Raw genomic sequence first — 25328 nt, 5'->3', positions numbered from 1 at the left:
ATGGCGCGCGGTAACACGACGCAGCGGAACCACATGCCAAGCATACTCCACCTCCCCGCGCCCGGCATGCGGTCCGCCTGCCACGTAAACACTTCAGGCCGACGTTTTATTCCCTCAGGTCCGTACGCCCTGCCAAGGCACGCGCACGATCTCGCGGTCATCGATTGGCCAGTGCAACGCAGCCGCAATGACGCCAAGCGCCATCGCACCCATCCACACCAGATCATAGGAATGGGTGAGTTCGAATACCACCCCGCCCAACCACACCCCGAGGAACGAGCCCAGTTGGTGGCCGAAGAAGACAAAACCGAACAGCGTGGTGATATAGCGCACACCAAACACCTGCGAAACTATGCCGCTGGTCAGCGGCACGGTGCCCAGCCACAGGAATCCCATGACCACCGCAAACCCGTACAGGCTTACGGGACTTAGCGGCAACAGCACGAACAGCGCCATTGCCGAGGTGCGCGCCAGATAGATACCGGCCAGCAGGTACTTCCGGGTATGGCGCCCGCCAAGCCAGCCAAATACATAGGTGCCGGCAATATTGGCCAGCGCGATCAGGGCCAGCGCAATCATCGCGCTACGCGGCTGCATGCCCTTGTCGCGCAGGTAGGCCGGCAGGTGGTTGGCGATAAAGGCCAACTGGAACCCGCAGGCAAGAAAGCCGAGATTGAGCAGCCAGAAGCCGGAATGGCTGAATGCTTCGCGGATCGAGGCCAGCATTGGTGGATGCGTTGCTGGATGACTGCCCGCCACCTCGGTTGCCGGCGTTTGATCCTGGAACGGCAACGCCATCGGCAGCAGTAGGACCATCAGCAGGGCGAACACCATGAGCGCAGGCTGCCAACCCACCTGCGACAGCAATGCCTGCGCGGAAGGCACCATCAGGAACTGCCCGATACCACCTAGCGCACCGGCAATGCCCAGCGTGCGGCTGCGCTGTTCGGCCGGAACCATGCGACTCAATGCGCCATACACCACGCCAAACGTGGTACCCGACTGGGCGATGCCAATACAGATTCCAGCCGTGAGCACGAACGTTGCCGACGACGGCGCCATGGCCATGCCACACAAGCCCGCCGCATACAGTACCAGTCCACCAAGCATCACCTTCCACGAGCCGAAGCGGTCGGCCACCATGCCCGTGAACGGCTGGGCGATACCCCACACCAGGTTTTGCACGGCCATCGCCAAGCCGTATGCCTCGCGTGTCCAGCCGCGTTCCGCAACGATCGGCAGCATGAACAGGCCTTGCACATGCCGAACCCCGAGCGCCATGCCCATCACGAGCCCGGCCGCGAGCAACAGGAAGAATGTGTCACGCCACCAGGGCGCGGAAGGTGTCGCATGCAATGCGCTTCCTTCATGTGACGATGCGCGTTCCGTCATGGCATCACCTCGACATCAAGATTGAAAGTGCCCTTATTTCATGCGATTGCCGGCACCAGCACAAACGAGATTTCAGGCGCTTTGCCATGCTTACAGGGAATGGCACCGTGCCGGCATTCATGCTGTAATGACTGTCCCTGCAAGTGCCCGAGAGGCTTGTCATGTCAGTCCCACTCGTCCGCCTGTTCCCGCTCGATCTGCTCAAGGGCTTCGTGGCCGTAGGCCGGCGCATGAGCATTACGCAGGCGGCCGACGACCTGTGCCTGACGCAATCGGCCGTCAGCCGCCAGATCCGCGCACTGGAAGACCATCTGCAGGTAAGCCTGTTTGTTCGCCAGCATCGTGGCGTTGCGTTTACGCCTGAAGGCGAGCGACTGTTTCGCAGCGCCGATGGCGCGGTGCAGCAACTACAGGATGTGGCCGCCGAAGTCCGCAAGCGCGACGCTCGGCAGCCGGTCACCGTAACGGCCAGCATCGGTGTTGCCGGCCTGTGGTTGTTGCCGCGCCTGGGTAGCCTGCAACGCCGGTACCCACATCTCGACGTACGGTTGTCCGCCAGCAATCAGATCAGCGATCTGCGCGCGGATGGCATCGACCTGGCCATTCGCTATTGCCCGGCGTCCGCCGCGCCACCGCAGGCCATACACCTGTTCGACGAAACCATCGCGCCAGTGGCAAACCCCGTGCTGGGTGCCACGCGGGTAACGTCAGCCGAGGCACTGGCCGAGCTGCCGCTGCTGGAATTCGATGATCCGCGGCCATGGTTGCACTGGCGCAACTGGCTCAGTGCGCACGGATACCGCCAGGCCAACCGGCGTGGCATCCTGCGCTTCAACCAGTACGACCAGATGATTCACGCCGCGCTGGCTGGCCAAGGCGTGGCGCTGGGGCGGCTGGAACTGATTCAGTCATTGATTGAAGGCGGCCAGTTGAACGTTGTGACCACTGCCGGCGCTGCCATGCCAAGCCCCAATGCATACTGGCTGATCCATGCCACGGAGCAACCGCGTGAACAGGTGGCACATGTGGCCGCGTGGATCCGCGAGGAGGCGGCGCGCGTTACGCCAGGCGCAGCGCCAGCCGCTCGTCGCGTGCCGGCGTGATATGGCAGAGCGCGACCCCGTCGCTACCGCTGCCACGCATGGATGTAAGGAAGTACGTGGCATCTTCGTCCACCTGAAGGCTCTGTCCGGCCAGCAGGACGATATCTTCCGACGGCACGGCGCGACGATGCTCGACCGTGATCCATAGCCGCCCGGTGCGGCACGCCACCCTGGCGCCGGCACGCAGCGTAACGGGAACACAGTCGGCATCGATCATCAGGTTCCAGGTCATGGCAGGGCTCCGGTTCAGGCCTTGATTGATACCTGCAGTGTGGTCGCCCGCCGCCCCGCCTGCCATGAGCAATGGCTTGCCCTGACATGAGAAACAGGACTGTGGTGCGTTTGGAACGCTGTAGTCTTAACCCTCAAGAATTGCCGCACCCGATCCGATAAGATGCGTGACGGCGCGGAATCTCACCCGAACGGGTGCCATCGAACCGGCGCGCCATTACTGAAACCCGCTGCCATGGATCCCTTGTCGTTCGAATTCGTGTCCGTCGAAGAGGCCAAGAAGGCCCTGGACGGCGACCTGCCCGCCGCCACCCTGGTCGACTGGAGCGAGCTACGCCAGCCAGAGGGGCCGCTGTCCCTGTCCCTGACGCCGGCAACGCTCAAATGGCTGGCTTACCTGCCGCGCGAAGTCCGGCCGCTGGAGCTGTTTCACGCCTATCCACGCATCGCAAACCAGTTGGCGGCGCTCGGCAACGCCGCGGCGGTATCGAGCTTTGTCGGTGAACTGCTGATCGACAAGCGTGGCGGACGGCAGGGCTTTCCCGGCGGCGTGGCGCTGGAACTGTCGCGCCTGCAGGAGTATCTGCTGCAGTTGCTGCACCCGAGCGGCTCTGATGTTCCGCCTGCCACCTGAGCGCAGGTTGTACAGGGTGTCCAAACATCCACGCTACTACTCTGGATGCCCGCTTCCCTCGCTTTCCTCGTTCTGCCACTCTTCCTCCGCGGCACTGCGCAGTCGACCGCCATTCGCGTCGGCATCGACAGAAAAATGCCCTATTGCTGTCGTCAGGTTGCCAACCACCGTATAGCCGTCACTCGACAACGTCAGGCTGAATGGCCATGACCCGATGCCGCCGTCGTGCATCCTTCCAGACAGGCGGCGGCCACCGTCGAAGCTTTCCTCACCAGCAACCTGGGCGGTGTGCGGTTCATCGCCACCTGGCATATCGATCGCGAAGACATCTCCCGGGCGAAGTGCCTGTACACGTGCATGGTCCCATTGCACCGCAAAGGATCCGTCGCGGCGCTGCGCTTCGCGTGTCAGCCGGAACAGGCGTGGCAAATCCGGGGCATCCGGTGCGTCGGGAACGTCAGCCTCGGTCTCCGCAGATGGAGTCTCAGCTTCGGCCAGGGGCGTTGCCGCAACCGGGGCCATGACGAGCTCGTCGGGCTGCGGCATCGCATCCTCTACCGGAACGCTTTCCGAGCGTCCCATTCCCCCCGATCGAATCCATTCGACCGTCAACGCAGCCAGGCCCGCGAAGACCAGCACGGCCGCCCGCAACTTGAAGCGTTTCACCACGCGTTCCCGTCAACGGAAGCGGGCAACAGTGGCGGAGTAAGCGTTCATCTGCGCTACCTCGTTTCGGCCGCCTGCCGGTGTCAATGACAGACCAAGCGAGGAATACAGATGTGGCGCGGCGAAGTAGGACTTCGAATTGCCATTCATGATGGTGCCGGGGTGTGTAACTCGCGCCGAATGCGGCAGACCCATGTTGTGCCCCAACTCGTGACGCATGACCGTCGTGCCGCAATGGATGGAACCACTAGCCACCATCGTCGTCGCGCTGCCACGGACAAACGCAAGACCGCAGCCACTTTCATGCCCGTCATAGTAGATGCCGTCGGCCTTCAACTCATTGCGCCACCGCTGTGCCTCGGCGTGGCTGCGCAGCCCGCCCAGTGCGTGGTTCAGCGTCATCCATGAGTCAGGAGACGCAAGCTTCCGGTTTGCCACTGCGCGGAAACGGAAGTTCGCACGGGAATTCTCCAGCGCGTCATTGGTCATGCCCAATGACTCCGTCAAGCGTGTGCGCATGGCACCTTCACCGCGCAGCGTCGCGGCCTTGTCGCTGTAAAGCAGCAGCAGGTCAATGGTCCGCGTCTCCTGCTGCCACGTCCCATTGACGTCGGCCACAAAAGCGGCAGTTTCTCCCGATGTCAGCCGCGGAAAGCCACCCTGCTCGCTGCGCACCGTGACCGGATACATTGCCGCGGTCTTTACAATCACGCGATCGCCCTCGCGGCGCTGTTGCGGCAATGTCAGCACCGGCACCCAGTTTGCGTCGGCAACGTTGACGACCATGCGCGGGTGTCGGGTTGCCGGAAGGAAGCCGCCTGCCACGTTCATTGCCTGGAAGAAGGTCTGCGGACTGGCAATCAGCGCCCAGGTGCCTCGCTCGGCAACATACATGAACTGGTACTCGTCGCCCCGCCGCACTGTCATGGTTCCAGGGAAGTCGACGTTTGCATTGTCGATCCTGCCATGCCATGTCGCGCGCGAACGAATCGTGATGCGGTCCCGGTCTCCAGCCGACGCAGGCAAGCGAATGGACCTTGTAAAGTTACCGTCCCACATTTCCACCAGCGTGCTGGAGGAACCGGTACTCGGTATGCCGTTCACAATTTCACGCGCCCGCAGTCGCCGCACCGGCGCGTTCTCGAGCACCCATCCACCCATGGCATTGCGGTATGAAAACGTATAGGCGTCCCCGTGTCGAAGGCGAGCGGAACTGGCATGAAGCCGCCCTTGCGGCGATACGCTGGCGCCCCACGTCGCGCGCGATCGAACGACTACGATGCTGCCATCGGCGGCCACTTGCGGCAGCCCGATGTTGCCTTCCCAGTTGCCGTCCCAAACGTCGTAGTAGGTGATCAGCGCCGGATTGTCCGGTATGGTCGCCCCCGACGACCTTGGATTCATCCTTGCCGCGGCAGGACCGACGAAAGTCCATTTGCCTGATCGGTACTCGAGGGAATAAGTGACATTGCGCGCGAGCGCCAGCGACGCGACCCCAAGATCCGTGCGCGAGGCATCCAGCCTGGTGCCATATTGCGCCGAGGTCCGGATGTCCACACGTGCATTGGCAGCCGGCTTGACAGGCAAATACAACAGCGGTGTCCAGTTGCCGTTGGCCATTGTGAAACTGATATGCGCATGACCATCGGGCAAGACGCCTCCGCCAATTGCATTGGGCGTCAGCGAGACCACCCTGGCCTGAACCTGAAATGCCACACCCGCCAGCATGGCAATCGCCCATGGGGAATACAGATACCTTTTCATGCCTGGACCTCGCGTCGGAGTTTTAATGTTCAGAAGACATCAAACATTAATCTGACGAAACAGCCACAGACATCGAAGATAAGTTAATTGACGTTGCTTTTCCGTCAATTACAGGTCGATCTCATTTCGGGGACAGGTATTTTTTTTCGGAGAGATTATTTAATAATGCTCACATTTCACTGTGAATCACAACCCCTGTTCCGGATTCATTGCAATCGCATGATGCTCTTTGCTACAGCTGATCTTCCACTGGCAGGACCCGCAGGATGCCAATGCCCATGTGTTGCCACACGCTCATCCCCGGCTCCTTGTCGTAGGTAATTTCCTTGCCTTTCTCGATGGTGGTCCAGGTCAGGGATTCGCCGCCGTTCTGGTCTTTCTTCAGTTGCACGCGCCAGGCGATCTCCATCAGGTTTTTGTCCATGTCCTGCACCAGTTGCGTAGCAAGTGCGGGGCTATCCAGCACCACGCCCATTTCGGTGTTGAGCTTGATCGAGCGCGGGTCCAGGTTCAGGGAGCCGATGAAGAGCAGGTGCCGATCCACCACATAGGCCTTGGCGTGCAGGCTGGCGCGACTTGAGGCGAACATGCGGCTCTTGGGCGCGCGGCTACGCGCCAGCTCGGCATTGGCAGTGGGTTTCAGTTCATAGAGTTCCACACCCGCACGCAGCAGTGCCTTGCGGCGGGGTGCATAGCCGGCATGGACGGCAGCCACGTCTGTGGCGCTGAATGAATTGGTCAGCACCTTCACCACCACGCCGCGCTTGACGATGTCAGCCAGCCATTTCTCGTTCTCGTCGTCGGGTACGAAGTACGGCGACACCAATACCAGTTCACGCTCAGCCTTTTCCAGCAGCGCACGCAGTTGCGGAATTGCATGCGTGGACGGATCGTCGGGATCATCCTCGATCTTGTCCGGCTTGTCGGCAATCACGCGCGCGCCGCCCATGAAACCGGGCAGGTGCCCCATCTCGATACCGCGCGCCAGGCCCGCATCAAGCAGTTCCTGCACCAGCGGACTGGCCTTGGCCATGTCACCCTTGGCCTCGAGCTGCTTGCGGAACCGGACCAGCTCGGCCGGTGCCTCCTTGCTTTCCTTGGCGAGCGTGGCGATCGGATACGCGTTCTCGCTGTTCCAGTACGCGTCGAACACCTTGCTTGCAGCCGGCACTACGGGACCGGCCACCAGGACATCGAGATCGCTGAAGCTCATGTCGGGCTTGGCCGAGAAATAGGCATCGCCGATATTGCGGCCACCGACCACCGTCACCAGATTGTCGATGGTCATCTGCTTGTTGTGCATGCGGCGGTTCACGCGACCAAAGTCGTACAGCATCTCGGCCCAACGTGCGCCGCGATTGGCAAACGGATTGAAAATGCGAACCTCGATATTGGGATGCGAGTCGAGCGCGGCCCAGGTCTTGTCCTGCTTGCCGGTATGGATGTCGTCCATCAGGATGCGCACGCGCACGCCACGATCCGCGGCGTCGATGACTTCGGCAAGCAGCGCACTGCCCGTGGTATCGACGTCGTAGATGTAGTACTGCATGTCCAGCGTCTTCTGGGCGGCGCGTGCTAGCGCCATGCGCGCGGTCAGCGCATCGGGACCGGAGCCCAGCGGATAGAAAATCGATTGCCCGGGATTCTGCGCCAGGCGTGGCGCCAAGGCTCGTGCCAGCGTGGTGTCGCTGTTTGCGGCGACGGCGTAGCTTGGTGTTCGCCCGGCATTGGCCGGCAGGCTGGCACATCCGGTCAGCAGGCCAAGCCATGCCATGCACGCAATCAGCAGCACCAGGGAACGGCCGCCATATCGCCAGCGGAAGGCCGGCGGCGCTCCGTTATTGCTCGCCCATTCGCTCAGCGCCTGCGCCATGTTCATCTCCCCGATGGCCTGCGACCGCCAGCTTGTGCGCTGCCCGCTCCCGATAGTAGCCACGCACAATCTGCTGCGCCACCGACAGGCGGGAGCTGACCGGGACCGGAAACCGCACGATGGCGTCGTAGCGGTTCACATCGAACGGTTCGAACATCACGCGTGGCTCGAACTGCGACAGGTCGACGAACCGCATGTCGCCGTAACGCCGCAGCGTGCGTCCGGCTTCCTCCATGAAGCCTTCGCACGCCCGGCGCGCAACCTGTACCAGCAGTGCCTCGACCGCATCGGGGTCCTCGCCCACTTCGAGTGGAATCCGCACCATGTCCAGCGTATAGGCACCCGCTTGCGAGTGATTGCGGACCGCGGTGGTCAGCAGCATGCTGTTGGGTACCTGCACCGTGAAACCCGTGTATTGACGCGCCGCAGCAACCTCCACCAGCGTGGTCGACATCACATCCATGTCGATGACCTCGCCGCCAAACGGACCGATCTCGACCAGATCGCCAAGCTGGAACGGGCGCGTGATCATGCGCATGAACGCACCCAGGAAACACATCACCAGTTCCTTGCCGACCAGCAGCAGCGCCGCCGCGAACGCCGCCAGCGAGATCGCCACGCTTTTGAGCTCGGAAACCCAGATGCCCAGCAGCAGCAGGAAGACCACCGCCGCCACGAGGTTGCGCGATGCCACGGTCCAGGCGCGATAGCTGCCGCGATTGTCCGCCTGCAGCCGCGCCGTGAAGAATCGGTTGATCAGCTTGACCAGCAACGTGCCGGCCAGCACGACTATCACGCTCGCCAGGATGTTGAGCAGGATGCTGTCGTTGGCATTGAAGTGCATGGGTGCCCGGTCTCCCCTTTTCCATGCCACACCTCCCGCCGCTGTTAACAAGTTGCAGCGCCGCAGACGTGACGGTCCACGGCGATTCTATCCACTTGGCAGTCTGCAGTGGTGACCGCGCAATGGAACAGCCGTTTCCGTCTGGTTTGCGTGTCGGGTTTTATCCGGCAAGGGGTGGGTGTCTTGCTCCGCTCTCCCGCACTGCGGGAGAGGGGAGAACACCGGGGAATTACGTCAGGAAGCCGGTGCTGCCGTCTGCCATCCCAGTCCAAGCGCCTTTTGCAGCGACACATAGTCCTTGAGCAGGTTTGCGTCGCCCGAGATGCGGTCCTGCTGGGCCACTACGCGTGTGCGTTCGACGTCGAGCCATTCGAGCATGCTGGCCGTGCCGGCACGGTAACGCTGCTGCTGCAGCGTTGAGGCGCGTTCGGCGGAAGCCTCGACGCGGCGCAGTACCACCACGTGTTCGCGCTGGTGACCGTAGCGCGACAGCGCCACGTCGGCATCGCGCAGTGCCTTCAGTACCGTGCCCCGGTAGTTTGCAAATGCCTCGTCGCGGCCGCCTTCGGCACTGTCCACGCCTGCGGCCACACGGCCGAAGTCGAGGATATTCCATTGCAGGCGCGGCAAGGTCAGCCATGTGCCGTTGTCCTTGCGCACCAGATGGCCGGGGTCCATGGCGCTGAAACCAAGCGAGCCAAGCAGCGACAGCTTGGGGAACCAGTCGGCCTTGCGTACACCGATCTGTGCCGTGCTCGATGCCAGCCGACGCTCGGCCGCGCGAATATCGGGGCGTGCTTTCAGCAACGCGGCCGGATCGCCGACTGCCACCGTTTCCGGCACGGCAGGCAGCGGCTTGGGCGCGGCCAACTCGGCATCGAGCTCGCCTGGTGCGCGGCCGGTCAGCAGCGCAAGCTGGTCGAACGATTCGGCAATGCTGGCCTGCACGGGCGACATCTGCGCACGTGTGTTGTCCAGCTGCGTAAGCAGCCGCTCCACTTCCAGTTGCGAAGCCACGCCGCGTGCGCGACGTTGCTGCGTGAGGTCGAGCATGTCGGCTTCGAGTTTCTCCGAGTCCTGCAGGTGCGCCAGGCTGGCCTGCTGCTCACGCAGCGACACATACGCCTGGGCTACCTCGGCCGCCAGTTGCACATGGGCATCGGCCAGCTGCGCTGACGCAGCGTCGGCCTCGGCGGACGCCGCCTCGATCGAGCGGCGTGTGCCGCCGAACAGGTCGATTTCCCAGCTTGCATCGAAGCTGGCAATGTAGAGCGACAACGGTCCGCGACCGCCGCCGGAAGATCCGCCCGACAACGCGGACAGATCGGGCGAACGCGTGCGCAGCATGGCGGCGTCGAAGCCCACCTTGGGCAGCAGGTTGGCCTTGTTGCTGTCCAGTCCCGCACGCGCCTGCCGCACGCGGGCACGCGCGGCATCGATATCGGGGCTGTCCTTGAGTGCCGTTTCGATCAGCCCATCGAGCTGCGCATCGCCCATGGCGTGCCACCAGTCCGCCACGCCCGGCACGGTACTGTCAGCCACTGTCGGGGCATGCGGAAACTTGCCCGCGTCGATGGCATTGGCGGCCACCTGGGGCGCATTGCGATAGTCGGGGCCGACGGTACAGCCGGCGGCAAGCAGCGCTGCGGCCAGCGCAACCAGGCTCGGCAGCCTGGCGTGTTTGAGAGCAACCATGATCAATGACCGGTGGATACGGGCGCGCCCGGGCGGGGCTGCTTGAGTAGCAGGGCCAACGGCACGCAGCACAGCAAGGCGATACCGAGGGCAAAGAAGGTTTCGGAGAAGGTCATCACGGCGGCCTGTCGCGCAATCTGGCCACTCAGCTGTGCAACGGCCTGCAGTTGCGCGTGGGCAAAATCACCACCTTGCGCCACGAAGCCGGCGATGCTCGACGTCATGTGGTCCTGCCCGATCGAGCTGTTGGCCGTGACCGACTCACGAATCACCGCATCGTGGTACGCATTGCGGCGATCGATCAACGTGCCGAGCAAAGCCAGGCCGATCGAACCGCCGAGGTTGCGTGCCATGTTGTAGAGGCCGGCGGCATCGCCAGCCTCATGCGTGGCCACCGCAGCCATCGAGGCCTGGTTCAGCGGCATCATGGCCAGGATCTGGCCAAAGCCGCGCAGCACCTGCGACACCGTGAAATCATGGCCAACGCTGTCGGCGGTCAGGCCGATATCGAGCATGCAACTGCCGAAGAAGCAGACCAGCCCGGTGATCACCAGCCAGCGGCTGTCGAACTTGCCAAGGATGCGCGGCAACACCGGCATCAGCAGGAAGGCGGGCAGGCCCGATATCAACATGATCCCGCCGGCCTGCTCGGCGTTATAGCCGGCAATGGTGGCCAGGAACTGTGGCAGCAGGTACGACACGCCATACAGGCCCGCGCCAACTACCGACACGATCAGGATCACGCTGGCGTAGTTCTTGTTCAGCAGCAACCTGAGCCGCACGATGGGCTGACGGGCCGTGAACTGGCTGACCAGCATCATCGATAGCCCAATCGCCGTCAGCACGGACAGGTAGACGATGGTTTGCGACTCGAACCACTGCTCGCGCTGCCCTTCCTCGAGCACCACGGTCAACGAGCTGAGCCCGATGGCGAGACCGACGATGCCAAGCCAGTCAGCCTTGAAGAACGCCTCGAAGTTGGCCCGCTCAGCACGTAGCCCGAAGTACAGCAGCGGCACCAGTACGGCCGTGATCGGCAGATTGAGAAAGAAGCACCAGCGCCAGTTGATGTTCTCCGCCAGCCAGCCACCAACCACTGGACCGAGCAATGGCCCCAGCAGCACGATCAGGCCGAACATCGACATGCCGATTGGCATCTGGTGACGCGGCAGCCGGGTTCGCACGATGGTTTGCGCGGTCGGAATCATGGCCCCGCCGGCAAACCCCTGCCCAATCCGGCCAATCACCATTTCTGGCAGGCTATGCGACAGGCCGCACATCATTGAGAAAGCGGTGAACAGCAGCGCGTTCCACATCAGGAAACGGCGCAGCCCGAACACGCGCGTCAGCCACGCGGTCAGCGGAATGATCACGATCTCCGCCATCAGGTAGCCGGTGGAGACCCATGTGCCCTCGGTGCCCGCGGCGCCAATCTGCCCCTGGATCTGCGGCAACGCCGAGTTGGTGATCGAGATGTCGAGCGTGGCCAGCAAGGCGCCCAGCGAGCCCGCGGCAACTGCAATCCAGTCGGCCGCGGACGCGTTTGGCTGCTGTGCCAACGGCTCTGCCTGATGATGACCGGCAACACCGGCATCAGCCATGGCTGGCCCCGGTTGCCAGCTTCGGTGCCTGGGCCTTGGCCGGCTGCAGGTCGCGGGTATCCACATCGACCACCACCGACAGGCCAGGCACCAGTACCGGACGCGCATCGCCAGGAACATCCACATGGATGCGCACCGGCACCCGCTGGACGATCTTCGTGAAATTGCCCGTGGCGTTCTGCGCAGGCAGCAGCGCGAACTGCGAGCCGGTACCCGGTGACAGGCTGTCGACCACGCCATGCAGCGGTTCACCGGACAGCGCGTCAACGTGCAGCGTTACGGTTTGTCCGGGGCGCATGCGGCCCACCTGGGTTTCCTTGAAATTGGCCGTCAGGTACAGGTCCTGCACTGGCACCACGGTCAGCAGTCGCGTACCGGGCTGGGCGAACTGGCCCACGCGTACGCCCTTGTCAGCCACGCGCCCTGCCGTGGTGGCGCGCACGATGGTGTCTTCCAGATCGAGCTTCGCCTTGCGCGCGCTGGCTTGTGCAACTTCCAGCTGGGCGCCGGCCTGTTGCAGACGGGTCTGCAGTGTCACGGTCTGGCTTTGCTCCACGCGCAGCGCGGCTTCATTGGCAGCCAGCGTGGTGGAGGCGCGCGTCTGCGCATTGCGCAGTTCGGCGGTACGTTCCTCGGTTTCGGCACCCGATTTCACGAGCGGCGCGTAACGTTCCACCTGCGAAGCGGCATAGCGCGCATTGGCGCGGGCGCCGTCCACTTCTGCTGCTGCCTGGGCGATCCTGGCCTTCTGCTGTTGCAGATCGGCATCGGCGCGCGCCACATCGGCCTGCCGCGATGCTACGTTAGCCTGGGCTTCGTCAAAGGCCGCCTGGTATTGCCGGTTATCGAGCCGCACCAGTTCCTGGCCCGCGCTGACCTGCTGGTTGTCCCGCACGTAGACCTCGGCCACATAGCCGCTGACTTTCGGGGCAACCGTCACGCTGTCAGCCTGGATATAGGCGTCATCGGTGCTTTCAATAAAGCGGCCATGGAACCACCAGCGTGCGCCGACCGCGAGCGCGGCAGCCAGCAGCAACAGGCCTATGCCGATCAGGATTGACCGGCGGCGCGCGGCGCGGGTGGAGGGATGAGACGAAGGGGCCACACCTGCGGGTGTAGCGGGTGCGGCAGTAGTGGGGGCGGACATGAGACGCAGACCTGAGAGTCGGGAAGGCTGCGCAATTATTCCACTTGGAAGAAATCTGTCAACTGATATATTTCACCCTGTTCAGGTACGGAGAAACGGCAAGATGGCTCGACACAGGCCTGCGGCAGAGGGCGGCTACCAGCGTGGGGAAGAAACCCGGGCGCGCATCATTGAAGCGGCAATGCGTCTGTTTGCAGTGCATGGCTTCGATGGCGCATCGACGCGCGATATCGCACGCGAGGCCAGCGTCAACGCGCCAGCGCTGCAGTACTACTTCGACAACAAGGAAGGCGTGTACCTGGCGTGCATCGACTACTTCGTCGAGCGTGCATTTGCCATGGTGCAGGATGTGGTGGTCGAGGCAGAGGCGGTGCTGGCCCGGCCGGACGCGACCGATACCGAACTGATCGACACCTATCTGGCACTGCAGGCGCGCTTTGCGATGTTCCTGTACGAATGTCCCGAGACTGACCACTGGCGCCAATTCATGGCGCGCGAGCGCGCGGGCCTGGGGCCGCCCACGGCATTCGAGCGCATCGATGCCGGCATCAACCGGCGCCTGTTTGCGCTGACGTCCGCGTTGATTGGCCGCTTGCTGGGCCAGCCCGCTACCGACGAGAACACCCGCATCCGCACTATCGCCATCGATAGCCAGATCGCGGCCTTCAAGGTGATGCGCCGACACGTGCTGCGCGCGCTGGAGTGGGAGGGTTACGGTGAAGCCGAGACCCAGCGGGTGCAGGATGTACTACAGGAACATACGCGGATCCTGCTGCTGGGGCTGGTTGCCCAACGCAATCAGCGCGACACTAAAAAATAGAGTATTTACTCTAATTGCTGCCGAGCAGCGATAGCCTTGATTTATTTATTTTTATAAATCAACGGGTTATCGCTGCCAAAGCTCAAACTTTCACGGCTTGAGCAAACCGATACCGCATCGATTTGGCGTTCTTATGATTGTGCACTGCAAATTCCCCTTGCTTGTCTATCTAGTAGTAGATACTATTCGAGCCATGGACGACGCACGCAGCACACAGCAGGACGCAGCAGGCACCGATCCACGCAACACCAGGCAGTCAATCAGTAATACCGGAAGCGGTCTTTTTTTTTAGCCCCAAGCACCTACCTACCAGTAGATAGCAGCAAGAAAGAAGATCCGCAAACGCAATAGACACTGCCCCCGCGATCCGAACCAACAGACGAGACCGCCCGGGCACTTAGCAAGGAGAGCATCATGAACGCCAAGACCCTCGTTACCGCCGCCGCCCTCGCAGCCGCATTCGTTGCCGGTGCCGCCCAAGCCGCCCCCGCCGTCCAGAAGGCCGGCGAAGTCTACGGCTACACCTACCGCGTGAACGACCAGCGCAGCGCCTTCACCGACGGTGCACGCGCCGGCAAGTTCGACCCGTTCACCGAAGGCGCACGCGTTGGCAAGGCTGACCCGTACACCGACGGCGCCAAGGTTGGCAAGGCTGATCCGTACACCGATGGCGCACGCATCGTAGCCGGCCTGGACCGCGTGGGCGTGTCTGCCAGCCCGGCCCGCAAGGTTGACCCGTACTACGACGGTGCCCGTGGCGTGAACGAACCGCGCAGCCCGTACTACGACGGCGCCCGTACCCCCGACGTCTACACCGACGGCGCCAAGGCCTGAGGCCCGCCGGATGCAAGCGGCAAACCAGCAGTAACCGGAGCCCGATGGGCTTCGGTAACCATGAACCGGAGTCCATCATGAGCTTCAAGAACAGCGCCCTGCTTCTGGGTGGCTGGCTGGCACTCAGTGCCGCCAGCGGCGCCGCGGCGGCACTCGTCGCCACGGCATTGCCGGTCTGATACCGGCACGCACCAATCGCCAGGACTGCGCCCGGTCTCACTGACAGACCGGCATTCCTGGCGATTGCGCATATGGGCTCGTCGTCCCTGGCGGGCCATCATGTTCGCGCGCCTGTGCCCGAACATGGATTTACACACGGCAAACCGCCGTATAGTCTGGCCGTCTACCGTTCGAATCGTTCGAACCCGCCACGACGCCGGACAATGTTTGAAACCCCGCTCAACTACCTGATCTCCGTCGGGCTCACCGCCACGCTGACCGTGCTCTGCGTCGGCATCCACTATGAAGCCCTGCGACTGATCTCGGCGTTTCACCCGAAGCGGCTCAGCGGCAAGCTCAATATCGGCGCGGTCATCGTGCTGATCATCATCACCCACTGCGTTGAAGCCATCGTGTTCAGCGCCGGCTACTGGCTGGGTGCCGACATCCTCGGCATTGGCCGGCTCAGCGGCATGCGCGAGCATGGCGCGATTGCCTACATCTATTTCTCGCTCGAAACGTTCACCACGCAAAGCATTGGCGATATCTTTCCGCTTGGGCCGCTACGATTGCTGGCGTCGGTGCAACCATTGGTTGGCCTGATCCTGATTGGCTGGTCCACGTCGTTTACGTTCCTGATCATGCGGAGCGACTGGCGTAGCGACGAAAGTATGGGCTCCGATTGAACCGGTCGAGGCTGCGCAAGCGGATTCAGACGGCTGACGAACGTGGAAATCGGCGCCCTTCCTACACGGTTGTGGGACTTATGGAAGTTGTGGGCCCGCGACTTCGGTGAAATGATAAGTTGCCGTCATCCAGACGGCGTGCTGCCCCGTTAGTTGTCGATTCCGCCCCGTCCGGGGCAACCTGAAGACCGGAGAGCCCAAGTGTTGTCGACCACCCCGCAGTGCCCGAGCCTGTGGCGCCAGTTCACAAGATCCACCCAACTGGCACAGGCAGTCCGCTGGCTCGCGCCGGTACTGCTGGCGGCTTTGGCCATGCTGGGCTCCCAGCGTGCCCACGCGCAAACCCCGGCGCCACTGGCCGAATGGCAGTACTCGGTGGGTGTGCCGCTGGAGAAGATGTTCGAAGGCGAACCGCAGAAATGGGAAGTCCGCGTTGGCGCGGCCGCCAGCCTCCGGCCGTATTACGAAGGCACCAGTAACTACTTTGTATTGGCGGGCCCGACCATCGACGTCCGCTATCGCGATCTGGCTTTCCTGTCGACCGGCGAGGGCCTGGGCTGGAACATCATCCATTCCGACCACGTGCGGGCCGGTATTGCGCTGACCTATGACTTCGGTCGCCGCGAGAAACACGACCATGATCACCTGGGCGGGCTCGGCAATATCGGCATGGCGCTGGAGTCGAAGCTGTTCGCCGAATACGTGGTCTCCAAGGAATTCCCGCTGGTGGTCCGCGCCAACATCCGGCGGCAGTTCGGCGGTGCCAACGGCGTCATCGGCGATATCGGCGCCTATATGCCACTACCGGGCAGCAACGATAAGTTCTTCTGGTTCGCCGGCCCCACCATGACCTTTGCCGATTCCGCCTACATGAGCCGCTGGTACGGCGTGTCGGCCGATCAGTCGGCCCGCTCGGGGTTACCGCAGCACCGCGCCAGCGCCGGCATCAAGTCGTACGGCGGCGGGATCTCGGCGATGTGGTTCTTCGGCAAGAACTGGTTTACCACGGCCGACATCGGCGTATCGGCACTGGTGGGCGATGCGCGTAGCAGCCCGGTAACGTCGCACTCGACCAGCCTGACCGGCGATATTTCGATCAACTACCAGTTCTGACTTCCAGCATCTACGAAGCGGGACGGTTCAGGTAGCCCTCTACCACCCGCTTCAGGCCCTGCAGCTTGCCGGTGAAGAAATGGCCCGCGCCCGGCAACACCACCACGGGCAATTCCTGCGGCCGCGCCCAGTTGAAGACATTGGCCAGCGGCACACGTTCGTCGCTTTCGCCATGCACGATCAGCGCATTGGCGGGTACCACCGGCGTGTCATAGGACAGCGTTTCCGACAACGCTCCAGCCGGCATGCCGGTCAGGATCAGGTGGGCGATCGGTTCGTTGGCCGCGACCAGGCGTTCGGCAGCGCGTGTCTGGACAAACGCGCCGAACGAGAAACCGGCGAGCGCCAATGGCAGCGCGGGATGCTCGGCCTGAACATGACGGATCACCGCCATCACGTCGTCGGTTTCGCCATTGCCTTCGTCGTACTGCCCTTCGCTCTGCCCCACGCCGCGGTAGTTCGGCCGCAGCGTCAGGAAACCATGCGCCTGCAATGCGCGCGCCAGAAATTGAGGAATCTTGTGCTCGGCGGTACCACCCTGGCTCGGGTGCGGATGCGCAACCACGGCAACGCCGAGTGGCGTGCCAGCGGGCGTATCGACAAGAACTTCGAGCTGCCCCGCGGGGCCTGCGATAAACGAGCGGGTGGTCGCGGAGGGTGTAAAGGAAGAGGACATGAGTACGGCTACCGGCCGGGAAGGCGTGCGTTGACACGAATCTGCGCACGCAGCATACCTTCAGCCGGGCCCGGGCGGCAACGTCCGCTGTCCGCCCTGCCTGCCGACTAAAACATTCAATGGTGATGGTCTGCCTTGATGACCGACGCAATTTCCTGTCGTCGCACGCTGACCACGTCGTCGAGTTCGAGCCCTTCCGCTACGACCAGCATCTCCGCGCCGCGGTTGATGGCATAGATCACGCCGTACCAGAGATCGGGCCCCGCCACGGCGTTCAGGCGGATGCTGAATTCGGTTTCCAGGTCCTGACTGTAGACCGTCACCAGGTCGCCGACCTCGGGCATGGCGGCCTCCTCCGCCAGCGGATATTCCCGGGCCGCCACCGTCAGTGGCGTCTGCGCAATGCCGCGCGCAAACCTCGCTTGCATCGTCCTCTCCTGCGGGTTGTTTTCCATGTAAGGATATAAGCGCGGCCCGAAAAGGCACGGTAAACCTGCATGCAGCGGCCGCCAAAGTCACTCGCCCGACTGCTGCACTGCGGCAGTTACCACATGTACCGAACGCCAAGCAGTCCGGTGATGCTTTCGTACCCACCGTTGCCGTACTGATAGGCAATGTTGCCCCACATGCGCCAGTGCCGGCCGATCTGTGCCTGGGCTCCGACCTTTGTCTCGACGCGGTTGCGAGGGCCATCCTGGGCTACCGCGACGTTGTCGAAGGCTATGACGTTGCCGCGGCTGTTGTGCCACCAGTTGAGTTCCACATAGGGCGACCAAGCAGGCGCGGCGCCGGCATTCGGTACGTGGAACAGGCGTGCCCCCAGTCGCGTTGCCAGTCCGCCGCTTTCCCGGCCCTCGACCACCGTACCGTTGGCTTCGGCATGGCGCCCCGACCGATAGTCCGTGTAGATCAGTTGCAACTGCGGTTCGACTTGCACTACGCCGCTACCAGTGTGGCCAACCGGAATCGCCCAGCCGGCTTCGAGCGAGCCTGACCAGACCTGGCTCGCATAGTTCTCACCGGCGAGCCCGTTGCCCTTTACCGTGTTGTCGAAGTTGCCGTATTGCACCCACGTATCGGCATATGGGCCATCGGTCCGATCCGGATTGCCATGCCATGTACCGTAGATTCCGGCGCCTACGCCGTTCACGGTGCCGCGTGCAATGGCAGGATTGCCGCGCGCGCTGGCGTGCGTGGTTGACGTGCCATAGCCAGCCATCACGCCGGCCTGCCACCGGCCCCACAGTGTTACGCGGTGCAGCAGGTCGATGCCCGCCTGCATCACGAAGGTGTCGGCCGACTCGCTGATGCCGCCGCCCGCCGCATTGCCATCGGCATGACCGCCCGCTATGCGGGCCCAGCCGTTCGGTATGGCACGTACCCCGCCATCTGCACCAAGCGCGTCCGGCCATCCGGCACGATCGTGATAGGTGTGCGCGAACATCGCCTGCGCCACGAGCTGATTGGCAAGGTACGCGCCGGTTTCCGGGCGTGGCACCTGTGTCGGCTCGGTCGACAGTGAACGCAGATACCAGTCCCCATCATCGGGCGAACTCACTCCGCCCTTGTACAGGCTGTACTCATACGCGCCCGCCACCACGCGTCCGTCGAGCATGAACAGGCCATCGGACTGCCCATCCACCTGTACGATGCGGATGCCATGGATGGTCTGCGCGCCCGTGCCGCCGGCGTTGCGGATGCTCACCGATGTCTGCCCGGCAGTATTGCCATGCACCACCAGCCGGTCGGTTGCCGAGGCATCGTCGCCCAACGCCGTGAACAGCGTCATGCGGCCATCGTTGCCGGTGTAATTGCCATTGACCGTCAAGCTGCTCGACGGTACCGGACTGCCCATGCGAATTTCGCCGTAGTTCACCAGCGAACCGCCCACCACGAACCCGCCGGCCGGACGACTCGAAAACCCCGGGGCCGCATCGGCCACCGCGAGTACCCCGTGGTTGATGACCGTGCCTCCGACCCCACCGTAACCACCCAGCGTTGCACCTTGTGCCACTGTCACCTGCGCGGTATTGAGCAGCCGCGCGCCATTGTCCAGGATCAGCGCGCCGGCATTGACCGTGGTATTGCCGCCATAGGTCTGATCACGCGTCAGCGTCAATGCGCCCGCGCCAGTTTTGCCGAGACCACCGGTCCCGCCAATTACGCCATCGAAAACACCGTCGAGCGCATGGTTGACGGTTAGCGTTGCACTACCGAGCGCGATAGTGCCGGCGCCTGACAGGTTGTTCACGGTCTGGTCGAAGCCGTTGAGATCAAGCGTGGCGCCCGCATTGACGGTTACCCGCTCGCTCATGGCAACGGCGTTGTCCACACCGGCCAGCAACGTCCCGCCCTCGATCAGCGTGGCGCCCGTATAGCGGCTGGGCTTGGACAACTGCAGCGTGCCCGGACCCGCCTTGGTCAGCGTCCGGCCATCCCAGCCAGTCACGTCGTTGGGCGCCTGATCGACCAGCACGGCATCGAGTTCGAAGCTGTCGGCGGCATTCGCCAGCGTGAATGTGCCGGCCGCGGTCTGCGGCGACGTACTGTGGGCCGCGTACCAGGTAAGCCCAAGGCCCACGACAAAGTTCTGCGGCGTGTAAGTCGACGTCAGGGTCAGGTAGTCGACCGTGCTTGCCGTGCCACCGAGCCGCACCGTCTGGAACGTCCCGCTCAAGCCATTGGCCGTGGTGGTATGGATCACCGTGAACGCGCTCGATGCCAGATCCGAAACGCTGGCCGTGGCCGCCGCGGTGTAGCCAATCAGGTTGAATGCCGCCCCAGGCCCGATAGTCGCCGTGCTGGCCGTAATGTCCTGCTTGTTGCTGCCCACCGCGACGTCGAGGGTCCCATTGGTTGTGAACCGGTTACCGACTACCAGCGTGGATTTGCCCGATATCGCCGTCGTCGCGCCCGCCGCCGTGGTGTAGTCACCAGTCGCCGTAAACGAGCCGTTCTGCGCAAACAGCAGCGCGCCGGCTTCCACCGAGACCGCGCCCTGGGTCGATCCGGCCCCGGTCAAGGCCGTGATGCCGCTGCCTGACTGGACCAGCGTCCCCGCACCGCTCAGGAGTCCCGCGATCTGGAAGTTGTCGCTGCGGCGCGCGACGATGGTGCCATCGTTGGCGATATTGCCTGTCACCATTCCGCCGGCGCCACCCGTACCCAACGTCAACCGCCCGCCACTGCCCACCGTGGTACCACCACCGCCGTCGATGGCGACGGTGCCGCCCAGCGTCAGGCTTCCTGCCACCGAAACCGTCGCTGCGGCGCTTCCACTCATGCTGGCATTGCCGGCCAGCGTCCAGTCGCTACCCGTATTCGCCGTTAGTGTGGCGAAACCATTGCCTTGCGTGGCAATGAAATCGCCGTCCTCATTGCCGCTGCCTTCCAGCAGGATGGTGTTGCCAGTGCCCTGGCTGGAGATTGCTACGTTGTTGCTGCCATCGAGCCGCGACCCGGTGCCCAGTATCACGCGGTTGTTTGCGCCGGTAAGCACGATGGCGGGACTTTTCACGCTGGCCACCGCGCCGTTGTTGGTAATGACACCGTCGTGCGCGACCTGTACGCCGGGTCCCGCGTTGCCGTGAATCGTGCCGGTTGCGCTGTTGGCAATCTGGATCGGATTGCCGGTCGTGCTGCGGATGCCACCGGCAAAGCCGTCGATCAACCCGTCGTTATTGATCACAACATTGCCAAGTTCGACGATGACGCCGAAGCTGTAGCTCGTGTCGTTGACGCCAGTCTTGATTACCGCGCCCCCATGATTATTGATCGTGACATTACCGGTGGTATGCACATATACGCCATCGGCGCTGGAATGCACCGATCCTGCGGTACCGTTATTCAACGTGCCATAGTTATCGACTGTCCCACTGGTATTGGTATCGTAATAAATTGCATGACTGGCCTGCACGCTGATGTCGCCATGGTTGACCACATTGTTGCCGCTGCCACCGCCCGTCATCAGTACACCGAACGTCATGCCATGAACCAGTCCGGTAGCTTCATTGGTGAATGAACCGGGCACATGGAAGCTGATGCCCGACGCCCGGCTGTCCGTCGAGCCAAGGATCGAACCCGCATTGCTGAAAGTTGCCGGCGCAATGCCTTGCACCGCAATCGCGTCACCAGTCGTAGTGGTTACCGTGCTGCCTGCTTCGAGCCGGTATTCGGTATCGCTGGAAAGCGTGATGCCGGTCGTGCTCGGGCTGACTATGGTGACCGAGTGCGCGGACGTTGCAAGGCTCGCCAGCACGGTTGCGTAAATGCGGCGCGGTCTTGCCTTGATTCGCATGACTGGTCCGATGCAGCGGCGTATCTGCGTCATGCGAAAATTCCCTGGTTCGCGAACCCGCACATATCTGGCCATTCAGATAATGAGATCGCGATTTTATTTAATATGGCCATTGACGATGAACATAATCATCCATATTCACCCCAATGCGTTTATTAATTTCTATATCATCGCGTCGTTTCATTCAAATCGCGGAGTGTGAAATTTCGCTGACCGCATGTATAGCGCAGTGTAAAAATCGGGTCGCTTGATGCAAGCTGTCGTGGACGCTCCACGGCAATACCCCCCTTTTCGGTGCACGCGGCGTAGCGTGGCTCTGGCAGAATGTCTGCGCAATGAGTCAAAGCTACTCCCCCATGTTCCTGTCGGGTCAGGCCTACAGCGCGCCGCGCTGGCGCTTCACGCGCTGGCTTGCGGAGCCTGGCCGCGACGTGCCCTCCGAGATTCGCGAAGCATTGGTCGGCAGCCTGTTCGGCACGCTATCGATTTTCTTCGGCGGCATTCTCAATACGCTGATGGTGGCCACGGTCATCACCATTCATCTGTGGCGCCCTGAATTCCTGGCCTGGCTGGCATGCGAAGCGCTTATCTGCATGGCGCGCGTGATCGTGCTGTTCCGCGCGCGCCGGGCTGCCCGCGCAGGGCGCCCGACGCCCACCGACTGGCACATGTTGCTGACGCTGGCGTGGGCCGCCAGCGTTGGAATTGGCGCATACCTGAGCGTGGTCAGCGGCGATTGGCTATGCGCGGCAATGGCATGCCTGTCCGCCGCGGCCATGTGTGGCGGCATCTGTTTCCGCAATTACGGCGCGCCGCGTATGACGGCCATGATGATCCTGCTGAGCCTGGGTCCGATCTGTGTCGGCGCGCTACTGGCGCACGAGCCGGTCTTCCTGCTGACGCTGCTGCAGCTACCGGTCTATGTCATCAGCATGACCAGCGCGTCGTTCCGCATGAATGCGATGGTGGTCGCCACCATGCGTTCTGAAAGAGAGAACGCGCACCGGGCGCGCCACGATTCGCTGACCGGCCTGCTGAACCGCTCGAGCCTGCTGTCGGAAATCCGCGAGGTGAGCGCGCAACGCATGGCCGCCGGTCGCTATCTCACGCTGCTGTATCTGGACCTTGATGGATTCAAGCCCATCAACGATTCTTTTGGCCATGGCAGTGGCGACGAACTGCTGGTACGCGTGGGTGAGCGCCTGCGCGGCGCGGTGCCGGGACGCGGCCTCGTCTATCGGATCGGCGGTGACGAGTTCGTGATTGTGCTACGCAACGAAAGCGAACACAGCGTACAGGCCCTGGCCCACGACGTACTGCGCGAAATGAGTACGCCGTTCGTACTGTCCACCGGCCACCACGCCCAGCTTGGTGCCAGTATCGGCATTGCGCATGTCCGCCCCGACGGCCTGACTGCCGACGATATCCTGCATCTGGCAGACCGGGCCCTGTACCGGGCCAAGGCCCAGGGCAAGGGTCAGTTCCAGTTCGCGACGGCCGACGACTGAGCCCGCCGGTCAGTCACCGGTCAGTCACCGGTCAGTTGCTGCCGGAAAACCCGTCTGGCCGAAACCATCGCATGTCCAGACTATTAAAACATTTAATTCTCTAACCAGAAAGTCTGATGCCTATCGCGGTGATTGATCAATACGATATGACTTGTCGTATTGCATCTGCGATAGTGCCATCGACGCCCTGAACATGAACAGGCCGGATTCGCAACTGCCTGCCACCCCATCAAGGATCTCCATGAAAAAGCTCACGACCGCTTTCGGCGCGCCCGTCGTCGACAACAACAATATCCAGACCGCCGGCCCGCGTGGCCCCGCGCTTCTGCAGGATGTCTGGTTCCTGGAAAAGCTGGCCCATTTCGACCGCGAAGTCATTCCTGAACGCCGCATGCATGCCAAAGGCTCGGGCGCCTATGGCACGTTCACGGTGACCCATGACATCACCAGGTACACGCGTGCCAACCTGTTTTCGGAGATCGGCAAGAAAACCGAACTCTTCATGCGCTTCTCGTCGGTCGCCGGCGAGCGTGGCGCTGCCGATGCCGAGCGTGACATTCGCGGTTTCGCCATCAAGTTCTATACGGAGGAAGGCAACTGGGACATGGTCGGCAATAACACGCCGGTGTTCTTCCTGCGCGATCCGCTGAAATTCCCCGACCTGAACCACGCCGTCAAGCGCGATCCGCGCACCGGCATGCGTAGCGCCGAAAACAACTGGGACTTCTGGACCGGCCTGCCCGAGGCGCTGCATCAAGTCACCATCGTCATGAGCGACCGCGGCATTCCGCGCAGCTGGCGCCATATGCACGGTTTCGGCAGCCATACCTACAGCTTCATCAACAAGGACATGGAGCGCTACTGGGTCAAGTTCCACTTTGTTACCCAGCAAGGCATCCAGAACCTGACCGATGCCGAAGCGGCAGAGGTCACTGGCCAGGATCGCGAGTATCACCAGCGCGACCTGTACGAATCGATCGAACGTGGCGAGTTCCCGCGCTGGAAGCTCTGCGTGCAGATCATGCCCGAAGCCGAGGCCGGCAAATACCGTTACAACCCGTTCGACCTGACCAAGGTCTGGCCGAAGAAGGACTATCCGCTGATCGAAGTGGGCGTGCTGGAGCTGAACCGCAATCCCGAAAACCATTTTGCCGAGGTCGAGCAGTCGGCGTTCGCACCGTCCACGATCGTGCCAGGCATCGGCTTCTCGCCGGACAAGATGCTGCAGGGCCGCCTGTTCTCGTACGGCGATGCCGAACGTTACCGCCTCGGTGTCAATCACCACCTGATTCCGGTTAACGCGCCAAAGGCAGCCAAGTACGTCAACAGCTACCATCGTGACGGCCGCATGCGCATCGACAACAACCAGGGCGGCACCATTGCCTACGAGCCGAACACCAGGGGCGAGTGGGCCGAGCAACCCGACTTCCGCGAGCCGCCGCTGACGCTCGAAGGCACGGCCGACCAATGGAATCATCGCGTCGACGATGACTACTTCTCGCAAGTCGGCGCGCTGTTTCGCCTGATGTCGCCGGCGCAGCAGCAAGTGTTGTTCGACAATACGGCGCGTGCCATCAAGGGCGTGTCGAAGCCGGTGCAGCAGACCCACATCAAGCATTGCACGGCGGCTGACCCCGCCTATGGTGCCGGTGTGGCTGCGGCAATCGAGAAGATCGAAGCGAAGTAACCCGGGGCATTCTCCTCTCTCATCCGCGGGAGAGGAGAACCCTACCCAGCGAGAAAACGATGGACCAACCTCAAGCCCCTACCATGACCGCCGAAGAGGAAGCCCGCATGGTCGCTGCGCTGGGCCAGGTGTTCGATCTGGCACGCCAGGGCGATACCACGGCGCTGGCTGCGCTGATGGCACGCGGCATGCCGCCAAACCTGCGCAATGAGAAAGGCGACACGCTGGTCATGCTGGCCGCGTATCACGGCCACGCCGACGCGCTGCGCGCATTGCTCGATGCCGGCGCCTCACCGGACATTCGCAATGCCATGGGCCAGACACCTATCGCGGGTGCCGCCTACAAGGGCTACAAGGAAATCATCGAGATACTGCTCGCACACGGCGCCGACGTCGAAGGCGCATCGCCCGATGGCCGTACGGCACTGATGACCGCGGCAATGTTCCAGCGCACGGAGATCGTGGATCTGCTCAAGGCGCATGGTGCGGATCCTGATGCGCGTGATGATCGTGGCATGACGGCTGCGGATGCCGCGGCATTTATGGCCGGGCGCGGGGGCGGGCATCACTAGCTGTGTTTTTTGCTCCCCTCTCCCGC

At 62.7% G+C, this 25328-nt stretch carries 21 protein-coding genes; 9 read left to right on the top strand and 12 right to left on the bottom strand.

Going from position 1 to position 25328, the window contains the following annotated elements; genetic code table 11:
• Positions 1 to 114 precede the first annotated feature (114 nt).
• Positions 115 to 1392, bottom strand: coding sequence for an MFS transporter (locus ACO550_RS09435; protein WP_315595168.1), 1278 nt, complete (start codon positions 1390 to 1392; stop codon positions 115 to 117).
• A 161-nt stretch (positions 1393 to 1553) separates the two neighbouring features.
• Between ACO550_RS09435 and ACO550_RS09430 the strand changes: the two genes are divergently transcribed.
• Positions 1554 to 2495: a LysR substrate-binding domain-containing protein gene (locus ACO550_RS09430; RefSeq protein ID WP_315595167.1), complete on the top strand. Its 942-nt coding sequence runs from the start codon at positions 1554 to 1556 to the stop codon at positions 2493 to 2495.
• Here ACO550_RS09430 and ACO550_RS09425 read toward each other — a convergent pair.
• Complete coding sequence (locus ACO550_RS09425) at positions 2452 to 2727, bottom strand: DUF2917 domain-containing protein (protein WP_315595166.1); 276 nt, start codon at positions 2725 to 2727, stop codon at positions 2452 to 2454. The two genes, ACO550_RS09430 and ACO550_RS09425, sit on opposite strands and share 44 nt — an antisense overlap.
• A 234-nt stretch (positions 2728 to 2961) precedes the next feature.
• Between ACO550_RS09425 and ACO550_RS09420 the strand changes: the two genes are divergently transcribed.
• On the top strand, positions 2962 to 3360 hold the full coding sequence (locus ACO550_RS09420) for a hypothetical protein (RefSeq protein ID WP_315595165.1): 399 nt from the start codon (positions 2962 to 2964) through the stop codon (positions 3358 to 3360).
• Positions 3361 to 3396: 36 nt separating this feature from the next.
• Here ACO550_RS09420 and ACO550_RS09415 read toward each other — a convergent pair whose 3' ends face one another.
• The 7 genes from ACO550_RS09415 to ACO550_RS09385 form a co-directional block, all read right to left on the bottom strand.
• Positions 3397 to 4026 carry a hypothetical protein gene (locus ACO550_RS09415; RefSeq protein WP_315595164.1) on the bottom strand — a complete coding sequence of 210 codons (630 nt, stop codon included), beginning with the start codon at positions 4024 to 4026 and terminating at the stop codon, positions 3397 to 3399.
• A 12-nt stretch (positions 4027 to 4038) separates the two neighbouring features.
• A complete protein-coding gene (locus tag ACO550_RS09410) occupies positions 4039 to 5790 on the bottom strand; it encodes a zinc-dependent metalloprotease family protein (RefSeq protein ID WP_315595163.1) in 1752 nt (583 codons plus the stop codon).
• A gap of 232 nt (positions 5791 to 6022) precedes the next feature.
• Positions 6023 to 7663, bottom strand: coding sequence for a phospholipase D-like domain-containing protein (locus ACO550_RS09405; RefSeq protein ID WP_315595162.1), 1641 nt, complete (start codon positions 7661 to 7663; stop codon positions 6023 to 6025).
• Complete coding sequence (locus tag ACO550_RS09400; RefSeq protein WP_315595161.1) at positions 7629 to 8507, bottom strand: mechanosensitive ion channel domain-containing protein; 879 nt, start codon at positions 8505 to 8507, stop codon at positions 7629 to 7631. The genes ACO550_RS09405 and ACO550_RS09400 overlap by 35 nt, the downstream gene beginning before the upstream one ends.
• A 234-nt stretch (positions 8508 to 8741) precedes the next feature.
• Positions 8742 to 10202, bottom strand: coding sequence for an efflux transporter outer membrane subunit (locus ACO550_RS09395; RefSeq protein ID WP_315595160.1), 1461 nt, complete (start codon positions 10200 to 10202; stop codon positions 8742 to 8744).
• A 2-nt stretch (positions 10203 to 10204) separates the two neighbouring features.
• Positions 10205 to 11803 carry a DHA2 family efflux MFS transporter permease subunit gene (locus ACO550_RS09390; protein WP_315595159.1) on the bottom strand — a complete coding sequence of 533 codons (1599 nt, stop codon included), beginning with the start codon at positions 11801 to 11803 and terminating at the stop codon, positions 10205 to 10207.
• Complete coding sequence (locus tag ACO550_RS09385; RefSeq protein WP_315595158.1) at positions 11796 to 12950, bottom strand: HlyD family secretion protein; 1155 nt, start codon at positions 12948 to 12950, stop codon at positions 11796 to 11798. The genes ACO550_RS09390 and ACO550_RS09385 overlap by 8 nt, the downstream gene beginning before the upstream one ends.
• Positions 12951 to 13053: 103 nt before the next feature.
• Here ACO550_RS09385 and ACO550_RS09380 point away from each other — a divergent pair, with 103 nt between their 5' ends.
• From ACO550_RS09380 to ACO550_RS09365, 4 genes are all read left to right on the top strand, one after another.
• Positions 13054 to 13770 (top strand): CerR family C-terminal domain-containing protein, encoded by a 717-nt coding sequence (locus ACO550_RS09380; protein WP_315595157.1) that lies wholly within the window; start codon positions 13054 to 13056, stop codon positions 13768 to 13770.
• A gap of 414 nt (positions 13771 to 14184) precedes the next feature.
• Positions 14185 to 14604: a copper resistance protein CopQ gene (locus ACO550_RS09375; protein ID WP_315595156.1), complete on the top strand. Its 420-nt coding sequence runs from the start codon at positions 14185 to 14187 to the stop codon at positions 14602 to 14604.
• A 383-nt stretch (positions 14605 to 14987) separates the two neighbouring features.
• Positions 14988 to 15449, top strand: coding sequence for an ion channel (locus ACO550_RS09370; RefSeq protein WP_315595155.1), 462 nt, complete (start codon positions 14988 to 14990; stop codon positions 15447 to 15449).
• A 312-nt stretch (positions 15450 to 15761) separates the two neighbouring features.
• Positions 15762 to 16562, top strand: coding sequence for a MipA/OmpV family protein (locus ACO550_RS09365; RefSeq protein WP_315595235.1), 801 nt, complete (start codon positions 15762 to 15764; stop codon positions 16560 to 16562).
• Between the two features lie 10 nt (positions 16563 to 16572).
• Here ACO550_RS09365 and ACO550_RS09360 read toward each other — a convergent pair whose 3' ends face one another.
• The 3 genes from ACO550_RS09360 to ACO550_RS09350 form a co-directional block, all read right to left on the bottom strand.
• Positions 16573 to 17238 carry an alpha/beta hydrolase gene (locus ACO550_RS09360; protein WP_315595154.1) on the bottom strand — a complete coding sequence of 222 codons (666 nt, stop codon included), beginning with the start codon at positions 17236 to 17238 and terminating at the stop codon, positions 16573 to 16575.
• A gap of 116 nt (positions 17239 to 17354) precedes the next feature.
• Entirely contained in the window at positions 17355 to 17666 is a 312-nt protein-coding gene (locus tag ACO550_RS09355; protein ID WP_315595153.1) for a hypothetical protein, read from the bottom strand.
• 116 nt (positions 17667 to 17782) lie between these two features.
• Positions 17783 to 21568 (bottom strand): autotransporter outer membrane beta-barrel domain-containing protein, encoded by a 3786-nt coding sequence (locus tag ACO550_RS09350; RefSeq protein ID WP_315595152.1) that lies wholly within the window; start codon positions 21566 to 21568, stop codon positions 17783 to 17785.
• A 302-nt stretch (positions 21569 to 21870) separates the two neighbouring features.
• On the opposite strand from ACO550_RS09350, the gene ACO550_RS09345 reads away from it, so the two are divergent.
• The 3 genes from ACO550_RS09345 to ACO550_RS09335 all read left to right on the top strand — a co-directional run bounded on the left by ACO550_RS09345 (position 21871) and on the right by ACO550_RS09335 (position 25302).
• Positions 21871 to 23043, top strand: a complete 1173-nt coding sequence (locus tag ACO550_RS09345) for a diguanylate cyclase domain-containing protein (RefSeq protein ID WP_315595151.1) — start codon at positions 21871 to 21873, stop codon at positions 23041 to 23043.
• 241 nt (positions 23044 to 23284) lie between these two features.
• On the top strand, positions 23285 to 24730 hold the full coding sequence (locus ACO550_RS09340; RefSeq protein WP_485994666.1) for a catalase: 1446 nt from the start codon (positions 23285 to 23287) through the stop codon (positions 24728 to 24730).
• 83 nt (positions 24731 to 24813) lie between these two features.
• On the top strand, positions 24814 to 25302 hold the full coding sequence (locus tag ACO550_RS09335) for an ankyrin repeat domain-containing protein (RefSeq protein ID WP_485994720.1): 489 nt from the start codon (positions 24814 to 24816) through the stop codon (positions 25300 to 25302).
• Positions 25303 to 25328 lie beyond the last annotated feature (26 nt).

The organism is Cupriavidus sp. (genome assembly GCF_057315035.1).
This window is presented reverse-complemented; position numbering and strand designations above follow the sequence as displayed.